Source organism: Brasilonema angustatum (assembly GCF_059505445.1).
Genome location: NZ_JCACKO010000142.1, coordinates 45,845 through 63,933 on the forward strand (window position 1 = coordinate 45,845; position 18,089 = coordinate 63,933).

14 protein-coding genes and 2 pseudogenes are annotated in these 18,089 nt (G+C 41.1%); 7 read left to right on the forward strand and 9 right to left on the reverse strand.

The genetic code is table 11. The features are described 5' to 3' along the window. Positions 1–756, reverse strand: a pseudogene (locus tag AC5JM2_RS28290) (hypothetical protein); the annotation flags it as partial. Between the two features lie 536 nt (positions 757–1,292). Here AC5JM2_RS28290 and AC5JM2_RS28295 point away from each other — a divergent pair. Next, the gene (locus AC5JM2_RS28295) at positions 1,293–1,946 is read left to right on the forward strand and encodes a MotA/TolQ/ExbB proton channel family protein (protein WP_495838260.1); all 654 of its coding nucleotides are present in this window, start codon (positions 1,293–1,295) and stop codon (positions 1,944–1,946) included. Beyond that, positions 1,930–2,334, forward strand: coding sequence for an ExbD/TolR family protein (locus AC5JM2_RS28300; protein WP_495838262.1), 405 nt, complete (start codon positions 1,930–1,932; stop codon positions 2,332–2,334). The genes AC5JM2_RS28295 and AC5JM2_RS28300 overlap by 17 nt, the downstream gene beginning before the upstream one ends. Before the next feature lie 499 nt (positions 2,335–2,833). Here the strand turns inward: AC5JM2_RS28300 and AC5JM2_RS28305 are convergent, their stop codons facing one another. Next, the gene (locus AC5JM2_RS28305; RefSeq protein ID WP_495838264.1) at positions 2,834–4,306 is read right to left on the reverse strand and encodes an LCP family protein; all 1,473 of its coding nucleotides are present in this window, start codon (positions 4,304–4,306) and stop codon (positions 2,834–2,836) included. A gap of 145 nt (positions 4,307–4,451) precedes the next feature. On the opposite strand from AC5JM2_RS28305, the pseudogene AC5JM2_RS28310 reads away from it, so the two are divergent. Both AC5JM2_RS28310 and AC5JM2_RS28315 read left to right on the forward strand, forming a co-directional pair. After that, positions 4,452–4,615 (forward strand): annotated as a pseudogene (locus tag AC5JM2_RS28310) (SDR family NAD(P)-dependent oxidoreductase); the annotation flags it as partial. A 1,514-nt stretch (positions 4,616–6,129) separates the two neighbouring features. Continuing rightward, positions 6,130–7,209, forward strand: coding sequence for a glycosyltransferase family 4 protein (locus AC5JM2_RS28315; protein ID WP_495838266.1), 1,080 nt, complete (start codon positions 6,130–6,132; stop codon positions 7,207–7,209). Positions 7,210–7,422: 213 nt separating this feature from the next. On the opposite strand, the gene AC5JM2_RS28320 is transcribed toward AC5JM2_RS28315, so the two are convergent. The 4 genes from AC5JM2_RS28320 to AC5JM2_RS28335 all read right to left on the reverse strand — a co-directional run bounded on the left by AC5JM2_RS28320 (position 7,423) and on the right by AC5JM2_RS28335 (position 11,721). Then, entirely contained in the window at positions 7,423–7,929 is a 507-nt protein-coding gene (locus tag AC5JM2_RS28320) for a hypothetical protein (protein ID WP_495838422.1), read from the reverse strand. Positions 7,930–8,429: 500 nt separating this feature from the next. Continuing rightward, a complete protein-coding gene (locus tag AC5JM2_RS28325) occupies positions 8,430–8,762 on the reverse strand; it encodes a hypothetical protein (RefSeq protein ID WP_495838424.1) in 333 nt (110 codons plus the stop codon). An 891-nt stretch (positions 8,763–9,653) separates the two neighbouring features. Then, positions 9,654–9,995: a hypothetical protein gene (locus AC5JM2_RS28330; RefSeq protein WP_495838268.1), complete on the reverse strand. Its 342-nt coding sequence runs from the start codon at positions 9,993–9,995 to the stop codon at positions 9,654–9,656. After that, positions 9,964–11,721 carry a HEAT repeat domain-containing protein gene (locus tag AC5JM2_RS28335; RefSeq protein ID WP_495838270.1) on the reverse strand — a complete coding sequence of 586 codons (1,758 nt, stop codon included), beginning with the start codon at positions 11,719–11,721 and terminating at the stop codon, positions 9,964–9,966. The genes AC5JM2_RS28330 and AC5JM2_RS28335 overlap by 32 nt, the downstream gene beginning before the upstream one ends. A 509-nt stretch (positions 11,722–12,230) precedes the next feature. Between AC5JM2_RS28335 and AC5JM2_RS28340 the strand changes: the two genes are divergently transcribed. Beyond that, complete coding sequence (locus tag AC5JM2_RS28340) at positions 12,231–13,190, forward strand: group II intron reverse transcriptase/maturase (RefSeq protein ID WP_495838272.1); 960 nt, start codon at positions 12,231–12,233, stop codon at positions 13,188–13,190. Here AC5JM2_RS28340 and AC5JM2_RS28345 read toward each other — a convergent pair. Beyond that, positions 13,134–13,718: a hypothetical protein gene (locus tag AC5JM2_RS28345; protein ID WP_495838274.1), complete on the reverse strand. Its 585-nt coding sequence runs from the start codon at positions 13,716–13,718 to the stop codon at positions 13,134–13,136. The two genes, AC5JM2_RS28340 and AC5JM2_RS28345, sit on opposite strands and share 57 nt — an antisense overlap. Positions 13,719–13,946: 228 nt before the next feature. On the opposite strand from AC5JM2_RS28345, the gene AC5JM2_RS28350 reads away from it, so the two are divergent. After that, entirely contained in the window at positions 13,947–14,888 is a 942-nt protein-coding gene (locus AC5JM2_RS28350; protein WP_495838276.1) for a putative 2-dehydropantoate 2-reductase, read from the forward strand. 72 nt (positions 14,889–14,960) lie between these two features. Here the strand turns inward: AC5JM2_RS28350 and AC5JM2_RS28355 are convergent, their stop codons facing one another. Together AC5JM2_RS28355 and AC5JM2_RS28360 are read right to left on the reverse strand one after the other, a co-directional pair. Beyond that, the gene (locus tag AC5JM2_RS28355; protein ID WP_495838278.1) at positions 14,961–15,194 is read right to left on the reverse strand and encodes a hypothetical protein; all 234 of its coding nucleotides are present in this window, start codon (positions 15,192–15,194) and stop codon (positions 14,961–14,963) included. A 58-nt stretch (positions 15,195–15,252) separates the two neighbouring features. Further along, a complete protein-coding gene (locus AC5JM2_RS28360) occupies positions 15,253–15,510 on the reverse strand; it encodes a hypothetical protein (protein ID WP_495838280.1) in 258 nt (85 codons plus the stop codon). Positions 15,511–15,705: 195 nt separating this feature from the next. Between AC5JM2_RS28360 and AC5JM2_RS28365 the strand changes: the two genes are divergently transcribed. Next, on the forward strand, positions 15,706–18,006 hold the full coding sequence (locus AC5JM2_RS28365; RefSeq protein WP_495838282.1) for a tetratricopeptide repeat protein: 2,301 nt from the start codon (positions 15,706–15,708) through the stop codon (positions 18,004–18,006). Positions 18,007–18,089 lie beyond the last annotated feature (83 nt).

Below are 18,089 nucleotides of genomic sequence, written 5' to 3' on the forward strand. Positions count from 1 at the left end.
ACCGATACCTGAACCGATACCTGAGCCACTACCAGTACCAATACCAGTACCAGTACCAGTGCTAGATCTCACAGTGCCTTCTCCTGAACCAGTGGCAATACGGGGACTGTTACCGCCGCCGCCGCCACCACCACCGCCACCTCCAGCAGGTGGAATTTCTCTGGGGGTTCGTAAAGGTGGCAACGTCCGTGTCAAATTTTGTTCCGGCTGTGGTGGAGCAGGATCAGGAATTTTTGGTAAAGGCTTTGGCTCTGGCTTCTCTACTGGAGGTGTTACTATTTTTGGCGGCGGGACTACAGGTTTTGTGACTACCACTGTTCGTTTAGGCTGCACAGGAGGCTTGGGCACTACTACTGTTTGCTTGGGCGGTACAGGAGGCTTGGGCACCACAACTGCTTGCTTGGGCGGCACTGGCGGAAGCACAGGAGGCTTTGGCAGGACTGGTGGTGGTTGTTGAACTAAGGGTTTGATTGGGGGTTTGATTGGCTCTACAATCTTTGGTTTGAGAGCCTGTTGAAAAGGTTTTACTGGCTCTATAGGTTTTTCTACAGGTTTTGGGGCAGGCGTTTCAATAATCGCCACCTCTATGGGTTTTTTGTCAATTTCTTGGCGTGGGCTAAAAATATTGTTTACTATACCAGAGGCGAGTACACTAGCGTGTATCCCTAATGACGCTATTACACTAATAACGAGAAACGCCTTAAGCGCCTTTTCTTCTTTACCCCGTTGATCTATAGCTATACCAGAGAAGCTCATAGTTAAATGCTACGGATTATCAGCAACTTAGGAAGATTAAAACATTTACGAGGAAATGTCAATTAGGCTATTAGGACTATTACTGACTTTGTATCGAGTGAAATGTAGCTTCAGCTTAGTATCTGTAGTAATTCAACAAATTTAGAGATTATGATTTATTACTTAGAGAGAAATAACTTCGATCCCTACATGGCGAAATAAGTAGACAATCCTAGGTTTAATATTTCAGCCGCTAGCTGTATCAGAGAAGCTCATAGTTTAATGCTATCTCTTATCAGTAATCGCATATTTTAAAACATTTAGAAGCAAATGTCAATCAGGCTATCAAAATAAACGCTGACTGTATTTAGAGTGAAATATCGCCGAAACATATTACCTGTGCTAAGTTGATAACGCTAAAGAATAAAGTAATTGAAAGTTAATTGTCAGAGTATGAACAGAAAATTTTATTTTCTTGAAAATATATTGAGAAGTTATATCATTTACAACACATAATCTGGTAGCCTAACAAAATTAGTGGCTTGAGAGAATAGTACATGGCGATTAAAAATCTGTTTGCGGAAGGCGGTGTGATAATGTGGCCTCTGCTGGCTTGTTCAGTCTTGGCAGTGGCGCTGATTATCGAACGTGTTAAATTTTGGTATGGCATTAATAACCGTCAAGGCCGTGTGGTGCGAGAAGTACTGAACCTTTACCGTGGAGGTAATGTGGTTAGTGCTTTGGATATACTTCAGAAAAATGCTGATTTACCGCTTTCACGTGTTTTTTTGGCTGCGTTAGAACTGGAGGAACCAACGCCAGAAGAATTTCGCTTGGCACTAGAAAGTGAAGCACAAGCAGAGATACCTTTGCTCAAGCGCTTTCAAAATATCTTTGAAACCATTGTCGGTCTTGCTCCATTGTTGGGTCTTCTGGGCACGATTTTGGGATTAATTGCCTCATTTGCTGGATTGAATGTAGGTGATGTGGGGGGTACTAAAACCACAGCAGTCACAGGGGGTATTAGTGAAGCACTCATTGCTACCGCCTCAGGATTGGTGGTTGCTATTTTTACCCTACTTTTTGCCAATACCTTCCGGGGACTTTACCAGCGCCAAATTGCCCGGATTCAGGAATATGGCGGACAGCTAGAATTACTTTACCGTCGTCGCTATCAACGAGGAGACAGAACTTATGCGCCTACTAGATGATGAGCCAGAACTACCACTGACTATCAACATTGTGCCGTTGATTGATGTGATGTTTGCACTATTAACCTTTTTTATCATGTCAACGCTATTTTTAACGCGATCGCAAGGATTACCAGTCAACCTACCCAAAGCAGCCACAGGACAAGTAGAACGCCCAGCACAAGTCACGGTGACAATCAATAAGACTGGGCAAATGTTTTTAGACAAGCAGGCGATTAGTATAGAACAGTTAGAAAACGGTGTGCGACAAAAAGTTCAACCGCAACAGCAAATGATGGTTGTGATAAATGCAGATGAAGGAGTAAGTCACGGTCAAGTTGTAGCAGTGATGGATAAAGTGCGGCGAGTGGACGGAGCAAAATTGGCGATCGCCACTCAAAAACCATAGTTATTTGTCATCTGCAATATTGGACATCTTGCATGAAACTTAAAATTCAGCAGCGACAGGGAAAAGGGAACTCTTAACACCAGTGCAGCCCAGAACGTGGGATTGAAATAAGGACGCCTTGTTTTATCAGCCTTGTCGTGCCCTCAAAATAATTCTTTGTTTGAAATGGGCTTTTAACCCACAACGCGCATTTTATTTTCTGTACCCTGTTAAGGGTTAAGCGTTCCCTGTTACCTCTTTTTTATTACAAATAAAATGCAAGATGACTATAAATTATGTATTTTCAGGGGTAGCTACCACCCAAGTATCAGTTGGTATTTTTGTTTGCAATTCACTCATTTGCTAACTGCTGGACTTTAGACTAAGACACAACAAAACAGCGCAACAGTAAGAATTTGATGCGCGTAATCCAGAAGTAATGTAGAAATTAAAAAAATAAAGTTTTTAAGCGGGTAATGGTTGTTTCTGAGTCCGATTTTTTGTGCTTTTTTTAACGATATTAGGGCTTATCATCCAGATGAAAGACATATTCATCTGTGTTTATCTGCGGTTGCTGAACTGTTTGATGTATTTTACTCAATTGAAAACCGCTATCTTGTTGCTGCAACCAATCCTTACCTAACACAATAGTGATGTGCGAGTCGATCTCAGGAGTGCTTGGCGCTTGAACTTTTCCAAATCCCAAAGTCTTGCGAATTGCTTCAGCACTAGCAGTATCTGTTTGTTGGGCGACAATCTCAGTCACACTAACAGGTTCACTCCAAGAGTTAGACAGATAAACGTTGGCATAACCTGCTTGTTGCAATTTTGTGAGCAAATCTTGCACACTGGTGCTATCGCTAGCTGTAGTATCTTGAATATCTATTTGTAAAGTACTTGGATCAGATGCTTGTAATGTCTTAACAGGTTCCAAATCAAAGTTTTGAGTCATCATAGCTGCGATGCGATCAGAATCTGGTAGCCAATAGCTAGCATCAAATTCTCCTTTCTCGCTAAATCTACCTGGAATCGTTAACATTTCTACATTTGACCCTTTATTTTGCATTCCAAAGCCTGCGAGTGTCATCAATTCTTCAACCGTCAAATTCGTGTCGATGTGTGCTTGAATGACCTTAATAATTTCTGGCAATCGTCCTAGAGTTTTAGGGTTGAGAGTTTGCTCCATAAGTGATCTGATGACCATTTGCTGTCGCTGAACCCGACCAATATCCCCAAGCCCATCATGACGATAGCGTAACAGTTGTAATGCTTTGTCGCCATTGAGATGTTGCTTTCCAGCTTTTAAATTGATGTATAAATGCTGGGAATCATCTTGATACTTCATATCTTTGGGAACATTAACCGTCACTCCTCCCAAAGCATCTATCAGCTTGCCAACTCCTAAAACGTTAATCCGCACATATCGGTCAATGTCTACTCCTCCCAGCAATTGACTAACAGTCTTGGCACTTAAAGAAAGTCCACCTTGAACATTAACTGAATTAATTTTTTTCATACCATGCCCCTCAATAGGAACACGGGTATCTCTTGGAATAGAAAGCATGGTTATTGTTTTCTTTTCTGGATGAAATCTCAGTAAGAGGATGACATCCGAAAGACCATCAAAGGAGTTTACCTGGGGTAAGTATTTGAGATTTTTAGTTTCTTTAGGAGGACTTTGAATATCTGATGAAAGTACGCTCATTCCCATAACTAAAATATTTACAGGGCGAGTTAACTCGGAAAATTGTAACCTTTGTTCCAAAATGCGATCGCTACCAAATACTGCCGCCTCCTGTGGACTCAAATCTGCTTGCATTAAAGGTTTACTGTTTAACGAAAGTGTCAACACCTCTCCTGCTATTACTGAAACAATTGCAAGTCCGGTCAAACCCAAGCATAACCCTAGCCAACTTGTTGTGTTAGAATTATGATGGCGATATTTTTCTCTTAGAGAAGTTTTTTTAACGGTAACAGGTTTGTTTGTACTCACGGATAAAATACCGATACATTTATAGACTTCAATTGAGATCATCAAACTATCTCTATCTACATTTTTATAGTTAACTGTCCTTTCTTCCTACTTTCTGAGGGTAGGAATTGAAGAAAAGCAAACAGCTACTTTTTTTGAAAGAAAGATGAAAGGTTTAAAAGGTAAGAATGTATTGGTGACGGGTGCCAGTTTGGGAATTGGGCAAGCAATTGCAGTGAGATTTGCTCAAGAAGGAGCAAACGTTGCCATCAATTACAGGAAAAGCCTGAAAATGTTAAAGAGACTGAGAAGATGCTAGAAAATGCTTGCAGATTCGAGGTTCTGGTGTTGAAAACATCCTAGTCTAAGCAGATGTCTCTAAACAAGAAGCCGAAGGGCACGCTTTGCGCTTACGCATAGGCTACGCCGACACAAATGTGCTGCGGATTGCTATATTTACAATAACTCGTCAAACAAAAATATTGGGTTTCCCATCCAGGAAAACCCAACAAGCGAGTTTTTACTGCTTTACAGTACTAGATTAACCAGAAGCCAGTAACCGAGAAGCACAAGAAAAACGCTTAACCACAACACAATTGGTCTGTCCGTAAACATATGTTTTAGAGTGATTTTTACTGGTTTAACGAATACACGGTGTAGAAACTAGGTAATAGCAAATATCTTTTTCTCAACTCTCTAAGTCATGGAGTACGAGAACTAAAGTCTAATTGCTATTCCTGATTTATTTTCAAATTTTCTTCAAACGATGCCAGTATTCCGCAGGACTTTTGTCCTTTGGTTCTGGTTGATCAACCACATTAAACTTTGTGGATAAAACTATTCTAGCGATATTAATAATGTTTTGTAGGGAGACATAACTTTATATGTGTTTACAATACTCTTTTGAAAATTATGTAAAAAGGGTAGTTGACAATATTGCAGATAATGATAATGCAAAAATTTTATATTTCTTTTGTTCTATTCTTTGCGAGGGATAAATGGTAGTTATAACAACATTTTATAATTTTGTATAAACTGTAATCCATCAATGGAAATAAGTTTTGTTGTTTTTCTCATTATGAATCACAAGGGTATATTTTGATTACATAGAGAATAACTTCCCTACCTCAGAGAGACAAACAGACAAACAATCTTTAAAGCTATAGGACTCGTATTTGATTTTTGAGGAAGCTAGGTACACTTTTATTGCTTCTTAAGCGTTAAGCGTTAAGCGTCTCTACTTTGTGATTCACCCTAGTGGGAACGGCCACGCCTTACGGCTATCGGGGAGAACCTCCGGTTCCGCTAGCCCCTAAGGGGGTCGGAGCTAACGCGCTCCGCCAGATGCCTACGGAGGGAAACCCTCTCCGAAGTTGCCACAACGCGGGGAACCCGCGCAAGGCACTTCTCTGTGCAGCACTGGTCTCACCAAATCAAACCGGATTCCTATACATATAAAAATATTATTAAATTCTTATCAAAAAAGAACGGGCTGCGCCGACCTACGGTCTACTAGCCCCTAAAAGGGGCGCTGCGTTAACAGAACACAGTTGTCAGAACTGGCGAAAAAAAAACTTGCGTTGGTCGGTATAAGTTCTGTACAACGCCCTTGGAGAGTATGGTATCAAGTTCGTAATTTTTTTATAGATACGAAAAGAATTCCTTTCTTGCCAAATACAACACATTTTATTTATGGGAAATTCTCTCGTTCTGCGTTCTGTTTTGTTATTAATATACTACTTTATCTGCAAACTCAGATATCACCATTTTGAATATGTGGGAATTCTTTATTCGTCAGAGAGAATACTCTTTTGATTTAAGACTTACTTTTTAGGAGAGTTTTTATGCGAATAGCCCAAATTGCTCCACTCTGGGAAAGAGTACCACCTCCAGGTTATGGCGGTACAGAGTTAGTAGTTGGATTGTTAACCGATGAATTAGTCAGACGTGGACACGAAGTTACGCTATTTGCATCGGGAGATTCTATCAGTTTGGCAAAGCTTGAATCAGTTCATCCTCGTGCCGTACGACTTGATGAGACTGTCAAAGAGTACAGTGTGTATGAGATGCTGAATTTAGCTCGAGTGTATGAGCGAGCGAACGAGTTTGATATTATTCATTCTCACACGGGACACATCAGCTTGAGCTACGCCAATCTAGTAAAAACACCCACCGTTCACACATTGCATGGAATTTTTACTCCTGACAACGAAAAATTATATAAATATGCAAAAAATCAGCCTTACATTAGTATTTCCGATGCACAGCGAGAAGAAAGGCTAGGGATGAAGTATGCAGCGACAGTTTACAACGGGATTAATGTTGGCAGTTATAAATTTCATCCCCAACCACAAGAGCCACATTATCTGGCTTTTTTAGGTCGAATTTCTCCACAGAAAGGAACGCATTTGGCGATACAAATTGCTAAACAAACAGGCTGGCGCTTGAAGATAGCGGGTAAAGTGGATGCGGTTGATATGGAATACTTTGAAAGTAAAGTCAAACCTTTTATTGATGGTCAGCAAATTGAATATTTGGGTGAAGCCAACCATGAGCAAAAGAATGCTTTGATGGGAAGTGCAGTAGCCACTTTGTTCCCAATTACTTGGCGAGAACCGTTCGGGTTGGTGATGATTGAATCAATGGCATCTGGTACTCCAGTGATTGCCATGAACATGGGGTCTACAAAAGAGGTTATTGTCCACGGTAAAACAGGCTTTCTCTGCAACAATGTTGAAGAATGTATCAGTGCCGTTAGCAAGGTTGCTGAACTTGATCGCTATGCTTGTTGGGAGTATGTCTGGGAGCATTTCAGTGTTCAGCAGATGACTGATGGCTATGAAGCAGTTTATCGCAAGATTCTGGGAGAACCGTTTGCTTCGAGTAACGGACATTTGCCCAATCCTGTGATTTCAGGAAACTAGTCTATTTAGGAAAGCAAGTGTGCTCTTTGGGGTGGCTCCGTAATGCTACTCCAAAGTCACAGAGCAAATTTGCTGCTAGTCAGAGTCGGGGGGGGGTGGTTTTCCAAACTGCCCTCCTTTGCAATCGCCCTTGTTTGCAAAGGAGCGTAATCGTCTCCACAGCATTCTCCTCTGAACCAAAAGCGATCGCAGACTCCGGACGGAGTCTAGATCTTAAGTTTGCTCGGCATAGCCTTGCAAGTTCTCTGGCTCAAATTGGCGCAGAATGCGAGTTGCCTGATTGGTTAATTCTTGACTGCCTTTTATAACAATCAGATACTTGCCTGCATTGAGGCGATTCCGGTAGGGTAGAGCATCTCCACTCCCCACAGTTAAACCAACTCCACCACCGACAAAGTATGCACCCAAAGCACCAGAGGCGGCTCCCAACAGTCCACCAATCAGGTGATTGCCAAGGCTGCCAATAGGAAGTACTTCGATGCTTGTCAAAAGGTTGAAGGCGTAACCAGCAACAAAACCAAAGGGAATCAGCCAAGATGCCAAACGATTTATTCCTTTCTTTGCTTGCTGATTTGGGTTGATGAACCCATACTCATCAGCACTTTTGTATCCCCTGCCTAAAATATCAATTTGATTAGTGGGTAAACCTTCTTTTTCTAGGGCAGTGTAAGCTTCTTCTACTTTTAATCTGTCTGGTAGAACTGCAACAAGATAATTCATAGCGTCATCCCGAGTCATATTGTCATTGTTGAGTCAAAAAATCTTTCGCTCACTTGTGTGGACTATTAAATAAAATGAGCCAACTCACCATAAACCATAAGTATCGAAGCAGTAAAAAACGTCAATCTTCAGGTTGAAATAAAACTGAAACAGTTCTCCATATTTGCCTATTTCTTATAGAAATGTCATTTTTCTGAATTGTCCGATGTCTTGCTGTAGAACTCGTAACTATCGAGGCGTCTCCTCGGCTGTAGAACCAAACCAAAGATTAATCCCAGAGGTAGTAGAATGTTGACTAAAGAATCATGTCTCGTTTCTCGTCTCATGCCGGGTTTTTGATGTTTGTTATCTATATCTCCTAGACTGATTACAAACAAAAAACCTCAACCTTGAGGCTGAGGACTGTAACAAATATCTCAAAAAACTAAAGTACGTGCTTGCACCGCGAAATTCAATCTGCTTGATGATATTTGATGAATTCTTGTGCTGTATCCCTCAGCTTATCCATTACTATGCTGAGGCGTCTGAGTGTAGCGTTTTTGAAAAATAATTGCCCCTACGTTTACCACCAAACAGGTAAGTGCGAGCCACAGCAAGATATAGGTGGGAGCCATGACCACGCCAATCATAAACCAAGTGTATACGTGCAATACCATCACTGATGCAAATATGTTGCCAATTCCGGCTACTTGCCATACATAATGTGACGGGCGATGGAGTGCGACTAAAATCATGGTCAACAATGTGGTCAGCAAGTTGGCTGGTACCAAAAATGCACAAATACTTACACAGTTGGCACGGGAGAACTCAGCAAGGCTGTTAAAGTCAAGCATTAATATTTTGGGGATAATGTCAGCATTTTGTAAGAGACTCAACATACTTATAAAATAATGCAACATAGCTTAGTACACACATTTAATAAAAACACGAGTAAATTAACATAAGTTTAGATAAGTAAAGTTTTTTTATCGTTCCAAGCAGAAAAAGTGCAGCAAAACCCAGTATAGATAAGCTTTTCTAAGATATTCTTATATAAGATTTTAATTGAAATATCACTCTCTTCATTTTAAAAAAATGTAAAGAAATCAAATCAAAATAACTCTATAGGAATCCGGTTTGATTTGGTGAATCACCCGTAGAGATAGGGAACAGGGAACAGGGAACAGGGAACAGGGAACAGGGAAGAAGCAATAAAAGTGTACCTAGCTTCGTCAAAAATCAAATACGAGTCCTATATCAATCACGTGAATCAAAACCCTATGATGCTGCTGAGGGTAAGTTTGCTAAAATCTCCATGACACAAGAATTCCACGGTTTTTGATGGAAATATTAGCGCAGTGTGCCGTAGGCAGCGCGCACGCTGTGATATTCATGTAGGTGTCGGAGCGTCAATTCAGATCTTGCACCTCCGGCTGAGTACGCCCAGAACTCAAGTTCTGGGCTAATAAACCAAGTCCGTTAAAACGGAACGGCACATGCTTCAAGTCGGGAAACCCGGATGCCAGATACCTACGGAGGGAAACCCTCCTGCAGTACTGGCTCCCCAACGCAGTGCCTCCTGGAAAACTTACTCAGTCCGTTTTAACGGACTTCGACTTTGAGCCAAGAAATTTATTTTTTGGCGGACGAAAAGTATGGTGCAAGATCTGAGTCAATTCAATCTATAGATGGTTGTATCATTTTAATCAGTCGTAAATTTAAGTCAGCATTATTTTCAATTGCTATCATCCAGAAGAAATATCACCAAATGTAATATTTCCGGCAGTACCTATATTTAAGCCAATATTTCTATCACCAACAATCCCCACCCCATTATTAACTTGATTGCTGATACTGCGAATGTTTTCTTGCGCTTCTGTTTTCACGTTATCCCATCCCTCTTGAGGTAAACCTTTACCTCCGCGTAACAATGCGACGGGGAAATCTTCAGTTGCAAAGTCAAAAAATGGGGTTTGTTCCTCTTTATATAATTGTTGTGCGCTTTCGGGAACGGTTTTCCCTAAATAATTCATTAAATGCGAAATCCGTACCACTTTATCTCCTGGTTGGTTGGCTGCACCTTGCAATATCTTGTAATAATTTAACTAGTACAGGCACATCTGATTCAGAAACGATATTTTTCAATGTTGAAATAAGTTGATAGCGAATTAGACTATCATCTTCGTTGTGTAAATAACTTATTAATGAATTGATTGCTTCTGGAGAATAAATACTTTTTAATTTCTCAAAGGCGATCTTACGAATATGTGCATCCTCTGATTTAAGTTTATGGATTACTTCTGGTACGGCTATGTCGTAATTTATGATGTTCTGACTTTTATCTATAGAAAAAATATCAATATCATTTATTTTTGGTTTAAATATAACTTCATCTTTTATTTTAACGTTTGGTATATTAGTTGTGTCATGACAATCTTCATTAAAAAAAATGGTTTGGAAAGGCGGAATCATACTTAATATGTGATCATAATCCAATTCGTAAATAGATAAATCTTCATTTTGCGTTAACTGAATTAGTGCCATTTTTGCAATATCATAACCAATTTCCAGCAACGCTGACATGGCATATTCGTAAATATCCAAATCTTCATCTTGTAGGTTTTGAATTAGCAAAGTTATAGCAGCATTAGACTTTGTAATTCCCAACAATCTAATTTCCAACAATCGCGGTAAACCCAAATCACAAATCAACCCAACTGTTTTCTTTTGCCACTCTAATTTAACTTCCCCCGCTAACCTTGCCCCTAACTGCCAATCAACCTGCAACGCCAACTTCACAACTCGCAGCGCCAAACCTTCATCATCCAACAACTCCATCATCAACGCTGCGGGTTCTGTCCATTTCAAATAATTTAAATAATCCCATTGCAATTCATCATCACTCAGCTTTGATATTTCCTGCAAAAACCTTTCTGCAGCGTAATACTCTTGCATAAGTTGATGGCGAAACTCGATTTTATTTTCTGCTCTTAATTGGATCAGGTGATGCTTGAGTAAATCATCTAACCAAGCGATCGCATTATCTGCGGCACAAGCAACTTTACCTTCGAGAAATTCCGTGAATATTTCCTCGGCTTGCTGTCGGGGTATAGCAACCAAAAATTCCGTCGATGTAGAGCACGTAAATGTAACGTCTCTACAATCCGGGTTTCCTCCCATCATCACCCAAGCTAAATGCTGCAACAACCGCTTCCGCCAACGACGAGATTCTTCAGAAATCGGGACATCTTGCTTGAGTTGATCGTCATAAATTTCTGTGAAGCGACGAAACACGGAACCTAAATTCGGCGGTAATTTATTCTGGTTGCTAGCAAACACCGAACAAAGCATCATTAACAGCAGAGGTGTTTCGCCAAACTCCCTTAACCTTCCCCCTAACTGCTTCAACATTTGTTCTCCCACCTCTGGGAGATACCCCCGCACGAAATCTCGCATCTGGGTTTCCGTCAGAGGTTGCATTTCCAGTTTTTTGCTGATTTCTAAATCACCACCCACCCCCAAATCCCGCGTTGTAAAAATCATCGGTGTGGTTTTGTGGAAATCTTGGCGAAATTTTTGTAAATCTCGTCTGGCTTCAGATGACGGTAATTCGTTTACACCGTCGAGTAGCAGTAAAAATTGCCCTTGTCGCAATAATTCTTCGATGGTTTTGGTTTTTTCGCCGTCGATGGGTAAACTGGGGTCATGACGATAGAGAAAGTCTTTGATGAGATCGATAATTGAGGTTTGGTAGTAACGGAGTTCCACGGTGCGATTCGTTGTTAGCTGAATCACGGTAAACAGTCCGTACATAAGCTAACCAACTCGGTATCAAAATGTCGAGTTGAACTCCGGAAAAGATGGAGGTGAAAGCCCTCTCCCTCAAACTCAGAGGTGACTCCTTACCTGCCCGCACCGAGCGAACTCGGACTTCGCAGAGTGAAGCCGGGAACAGGGCGCAATCAGACGGTCGTTATGGGCTGGCACTGGCGCTAATAGGGAGTGTACAAGGTGAAAACAGAACCTAAAAAAGCAACCTACTCCGAAGCAGGGCATAACAAAAACCCCCCTGACTTTGCTAGAGAAAATCCCGCCGATGAATCGTGGGTCAAGCGGCAAGAGTAAGGGATTCTAGCGGTTGAATTGGTTCCACCTGACGACACATACCAATCCCATTCCGGGGAACGAAGAAAAACGAATCAAAGGTCTTGGGAACGGTCGAAACCCAGGTAAGTCAGACGAGCGACAGAATCCCTTTGATTCGGGTAGGACAGACCGTAATTGGTCTGAGGTGTTCAGAAAACATTCTTAGGAGTCAGAACATGATTAGACACAGTAATAATACTAGTGAATCCTGGAGCAAGCTACCTTGGAAGAAATTCCGACGTGACTTATTCCGTCTGCAAGTAAGAGTGTTCAAAGCAGTTAAAGCAGGAGATACGTGGAAAGCGCGGTCACTCCAGAAACTGATTCTGAAATCCAGGGCTGCGCGGCTACTGGCTATTCGTCAAGTAACACAGCTAAATGCTGGTAAAAAGACTGCGGATGACATGGTAATAATACTCAGACCTGAAGATGATGCAAATGAAATACTTGAAAGAATAAACCAGTTCCTTGCAGAAAGGGGAATGAACATCAGTGAAAAGAAGACTAAGATAACCGCAACGACAGATGGGTTTGATTTCCTTGGCTGGCACTTCAAAGTGCAAAGTAACGGAAAGTTCAGATGTGTTCCTTCTGAGAACAACTTCAAAGCATTCCGACAGAAAGTAAAAACCATCGTCAACTGCTCTAACTATGGTTCCGAGGTCAAAGCCGAGAAATTAGCTCCCTTGGTTAGGGGTTGGAGAAACTACCACCGCTACTGCAAGATGGATGGTTCGCGAAATTCGTTGTACCACATTGAAACAAGAGCGTTTAAGAAGTTCAATAAGGAAGCAAAGAATAACCGACATTCTAGTAAGAAATTACTAGACAAGGCATTCCCAAACGTTCCTTACTCCGAAAACAAATTTGTTAACGTCCAAGGCGAAAAATCACCATATGACGGAGACATCCCGTACTGGAGCAATCGTAATAGTAAACTCTATGACGGGGAAACCTCTAAAGCCTTAAAACGGCAACACCATGCATGTGGGCATTGTGGGCTAGGAACGTTCAGCGAAGAACGAATTCACCTACACCACATTGACGGCGACCATAACAACTGGAAAATTAAAAACCTTCTAGCAGTACATGAAAGCTGTCACGATTACATCCACATGAGCAAGGGAAAACCCTAGAACATCGGGAGCCGGATGCACAGAAATGGGCACGTCCGGATCTAACAGAGAGGGACGGAGGATAATACCTCCTCTCGACTCTACCAGGACGGGGATTTGGGTTTTCCCACCAACAGTTTCATTCCCCTTGTCTGCTTTGTCTCCAAATTTTTGCGCTTGTTCTACTTGTTCTAACAACAAACGCATCAAAGCTGTCGATTTTCCCGAACCTGGACGACCGATTAACAATACATGTTCTGATGCATATTTCCGCAAGCCTTCCAGAACATTTAATATTTCCCTTTTTTCGCTTGCTTCTGATAATAGTTCCTTCTCTGGTTTAACTGCTTCTGGTTTAACTGCTTCTGGTTTAACTGCTTCTGGTTTAATTGCTTCTGGTTTAATTGCGATCGCCTGTAAATCTAACAATAGAGATTTTCTCACCTGGCTGTCATGCTTTTTACCCACAACATCTGTGAGAGTGTAAACTTCCCACAACTGATCGTAAGTAGCGCAAATTGATTGTAGATATGGCTTCCAGTCAACCACTTGTGCTCCTTACAAATTAGAAGAAGGACTTAAAAAGTACTACAGCGTGAGTAACACGTTGCCAGGATATATTTAGAGATTAGCGTAATAGGAAGAAAATCAACAGATCAGGCGCTATTAAAAAAAATGTAAAGAAAGAAATCAAAATAACTCCATCAATCACGTGAATCAAAACCTTATCTCAGCTTTGCTGTAGGATAATCGCAGAAAATATAATTGATGTCCTTCATGTCCAAACGCACGTACGCCATACTGGGAACTGGTGCATTAGGTGGCTTTTACGGTGGTAGACTGCAAAAAGCTGGCTTAAATGTCCACTTTTTGCTGCATAGCGATTACGAACACGTCAGCCAACATGGTTTGATTATTGAGTCTGTTGACGGCGACTTCAGCTTACCGCAAGTTAATGCTTACGACGATGTGGAAAAGATGCCTCAATGTGATGTCGTAGTTATTGCACTCAAGACGACGCAAAACCATTTGCTGCCTAAAATGTTACCACCTGTGCTCAAGGATGATGGTGTAGTGTTGGTTTTGCAGAATGGACTTGGTGTGGAGGAGGAAGTTGCTGAAATTGTCGGTAGTGATAAGGTTATTGGTGGGCTGTGCTTTTTATGTTCAAATAAAGTAGGATCTGGACATATCTGCCACCTGGATTATGGACAAATTACCTTAGGGGAGTATGCAGCTAACTATTATCCAGCTGGTATCACACAACGGATGCGGCAAATTGGTGAAGATTTTGAAAGTGCTGGTATCGTTATTGAATTAACTGAAGACTTGCTGTTGGCGCGTTGGAAAAAACTGGTGTGGAATATTCCATATAATGGGCTTTCTGTTATTCTCGACGCTACAACCAATGAATTAATGGCAAATGTTCACACCCGCAAGTTAGTGGAACAGCTGATGTATGAAGTAGTGGCAGGGGCAAAGAGTTGCGATAGCATAATCCCCGACAGTTTCATTCAAACAATGCTCGATTATACCGTGAAGATGAAGCCGTATCGTACCAGCATGAAAATAGATTATGACGAACGCCGTCCCTTGGAGGTAGAGGCAATTTTCGGCAATCCGTTACGAATGGCACAAGCTGCAGGTGTGAATTTACCGCAAATTTCTTGTTTATATGGGCAACTCAAGTTTTTGGATGCCAAACGCAGAGGAGAATAAGGGAGTGTTAGCGCAGCGAGCCGTAGGCTGGGAATGAGGGAAAATTATCCTCACTTCTTTACTCCTCATTTTTTAACGTAATGACTCTGAAATGACAGCTATTGCTAGCAAACATAATAAGAGAATTCCCACTCGCCACAACCAACTTCCTACCAGGGGTAGTAGGATGGTGGCTATATGTAACAAACCAAAACAGAGTGACATTAGGTAGGCGATCGCAAAGCCGAATATGACAATCAAGAAATATTTGAGGCACTTAGAAGCCAACTTGAGAAGACGACTACGGTCATCTATGATAGTTTTCATGGATCGGAAAATAGGTAAAGATATACTGTTAATATTTGAGACAAGCAAGACGTACTTGTTATTTCATCGTTTGCACAGGAGTTTCTATTTCAAATTGAGAGTCGATAGTTTGACGGTGATTGCTCATCACGGCTTGAATCACCAGCATTAGGCAGACAAGCACAGCTGCTATGACAAGAAAATTGCTAAAACCATTGCGGCGAAAAAAGTAGTCCTGTCCACATTTGACACACACCTGTCTGTTGGGATTGTAAGGATCACTCATGAACGGACAATTATCGTGAGTACACTCATTATTGCAAATAGGAGATTTCATGCTAAAAGCCTCATTTATGAAAGGTAAAACATCCATATTTTCAGAATGACTGAAGTAATTAGCTTTGAAGGCTCACTATTTAGCTCAATTTTTAGCTCACTATTTAGCTCAGTTGGCTCGGTTATTACGTTAGTTGCTATCGAACACCAGAGCAAATGTAACATAAGAAGAAAGATGATGCGAAATTTTTGAAAAATGGCGGATTCTGTGAGAGCATCTACACGAGGGCTAAAAATTGTCGAGCAAGCTAGGCTGAGAATGGGCTGGAATAAAACTGCTGATATTTGGTGGCAGACAGCATTAACCTCAAAAGCAACTTTGAAGCGGTTTTGGGCAAGGGAGTCAATTCACAGACAAACTTTTATACAGATTTGTGAGGCTGTAGGGGTGACAAGCTGGCAAGATATTATTGAGCATAGTCAAATTCCTATTACTAAGCATGATCCTGATTTTGTTGGGCGTGAGGAGGCGATCGCCCAACTCAACGATATGATTAACCAAAGCGCAAAGATTATTGTTATCCAAGGTGAGGGTGGCGTAGGCAAAACAAGACTAGCTCGTAAATATTTTGAAAGTAGGGGTTTCAAACTTTTAGAACTGTCGATGGCTACGGAACCCCAAAACATCATTTCTGTAGAGAGCGTAGTTGCTGAATGGTTATGGCGAGACTTTGATGAAGAACCAGGGCGCAGTCTAGGGATCAATTTGTTGAGACTGAACCGGATACTTCGAGATCAAACCAGAAGAATCGGTATATTAATCGACAATCTCGAAACTGCTTTAGATATCAATAGAACATTCATTGAGCCTCATCGCCATTATGTAGAATTATTGAGGCTTTTGGCAGATCCAGCAATGAATTCCATCACACTGATCACTAGCCGTGAACGCTTATGCGAAGCTAGCGTTGATGTGAACTTTTATATGCTCAGGGGTTTGGACGAGTCGGCATGGAGACAGTTTTTTGCTAGTCGCAACATTAATCCCCATCCTGATTCTACAGGGCTGCGTGAAATATGCAGAGCATATGGAGGCAATGCCAAAGCAATGCGAATCATCAGCGGTGTGATTCGCGCAGATTTTGAATGTGATATAGATGCTTATTGGCATGTCACTCAGGATGATTTGTTGATTGAACAAGAGTTAAAAAATTTAGTTGTCACTCAGTTTAACCGCCTGCAAGAAATTGATCCTGAAGCATATCGGCTTCTCTATCGTTTGGGATGCTACCGCTATCAAGATGTGCCTTATGTACCAATTGATGGACTTCTTTGTTTACTGTGGGATGTGCCAGAGTCGCAACGTCGGCGGGTGGTTAATAGCTTGCGCGCTCGGTCTTTGGTAGAATGTGGTAAAGGAGAATACTGCTTACATCCAGTCATTTTGACGGAAGCGATCGCTCGGTTACGACTGAGTGGAGAATGGGAGAGAGCAAACCGCAAAGCTGCCGATTTTTGGACAAATAGTGTGAAAACAGTTCAAGGTACAAAAGATGCATTAAGAGCCTTGGAAGCTTATTATCACTATGTCGTTATTGAAGACTTTGAACAAGCCGCAGATATCATCATCAGACAAAGAAATAATAAATGGGGAACTCATGAATCTCTTGGGCGATCATTTTACAAACGAGGTTTATTAATACCAATAACCGATGCAATCAACGAGATTTTAGATAAACTTAATCGAGGGTGCCGTCGTGCCAAACTTTATCACACATTAGGTGCTATATATTGGCTCAAAGGCGACATTCATCAAGCCATCCAGTATTGTGAGCAAGCAAGGGAAATAGCAAGCACCTGCTTACAATCCATGCCACAAGAAAACGACAATGAGACGGTAAAAAAACTTCAATTAATAAGAATCAACTCGTTATTAACTATCGGTATTTGTAGAATTGGTTTTTGGGAACTCGAAGAAGCAGTAACAACTCTCATGCGAGTTGTTGAACTTTGCGATGAACTTAATTATGAGAAATATGCTCCATCTGCTTTGTTTTACCTAGCATTTTTAAATTCATGGTTGGGACGAACAGAAGAAGCAATTGAGATTGCTAATTACCTCTACAATAGACTACCAGAAGAAGGGCTACCTTCATGGGTAACAGAGTATAGATTATTTTACTTATTAATAGCCTATAGAAATTTAGGAGAAATACAAAAATCATTTGATATCTATCAAAAAAATATTTTTTATGCTGAAAACAGTCCTTATCCTCAAGCGAAAACTAAAGCTTTAATTGGTTTAGCACAGTTGTATAGAGAACAAGGAGAATTTGAAAAAGCAGTAGCTTGTCATCAAGAAGGAATCAAAGTTTTAGATGAAATAGGCGCTAAATGGGACTTAGCAGAGGCTTACTATCAAATTGCATTAACTTATCAAAAGATGGGTGAGCAGCCAAAGAGTGAGGAACACTTTGAGCGAGCGATCGCACTTTTCCAAGAAATGCAAGCACCCAAACAAGTTGAGAAAGTACAAACAGCAATGGGGTGTCTGTAGAAATAATCAGTAATAATATTAGAACAGCACGTGCATCAATACGTTTAGCGTTTACGATCAATTGGTTTTGGTGCGTCATACTC

Excerpts from the sequence above, each read along its gene's own strand:
- AC5JM2_RS28295 (WP_495838260.1), top strand. The coding sequence starts at position 1,293 with ATGGCGATTAAAAATCTGTTTGCGGAAGGCGGTGTGATAATGTGGCCT.
- AC5JM2_RS28300 (WP_495838262.1), top strand. The coding sequence starts at position 1,930 with ATGCGCCTACTAGATGATGAGCCAGAACTACCACTGACTATCAACATT.
- AC5JM2_RS28315 (WP_495838266.1), top strand. The coding sequence starts at position 6,130 with ATGCGAATAGCCCAAATTGCTCCACTCTGGGAAAGAGTACCACCTCCA.
- AC5JM2_RS28320 (WP_495838422.1), bottom strand. The coding sequence starts at position 7,929 with ATGAATTATCTTGTTGCAGTTCTACCAGACAGATTAAAAGTAGAAGAA.
- AC5JM2_RS28325 (WP_495838424.1), bottom strand. The coding sequence starts at position 8,762 with ATGCTTGACTTTAACAGCCTTGCTGAGTTCTCCCGTGCCAACTGTGTA.
- AC5JM2_RS28335 (WP_495838270.1), bottom strand. The coding sequence starts at position 11,721 with ATGTACGGACTGTTTACCGTGATTCAGCTAACAACGAATCGCACCGTG.
- AC5JM2_RS28340 (WP_495838272.1), top strand. The coding sequence starts at position 12,231 with ATGATTAGACACAGTAATAATACTAGTGAATCCTGGAGCAAGCTACCT.
- AC5JM2_RS28350 (WP_495838276.1), top strand. The coding sequence starts at position 13,947 with ATGTCCAAACGCACGTACGCCATACTGGGAACTGGTGCATTAGGTGGC.
- AC5JM2_RS28355 (WP_495838278.1), bottom strand. The coding sequence starts at position 15,194 with ATGAAAACTATCATAGATGACCGTAGTCGTCTTCTCAAGTTGGCTTCT.
- AC5JM2_RS28360 (WP_495838280.1), bottom strand. The coding sequence starts at position 15,510 with ATGAAATCTCCTATTTGCAATAATGAGTGTACTCACGATAATTGTCCG.
- AC5JM2_RS28365 (WP_495838282.1), top strand. The coding sequence starts at position 15,706 with ATGGCGGATTCTGTGAGAGCATCTACACGAGGGCTAAAAATTGTCGAG.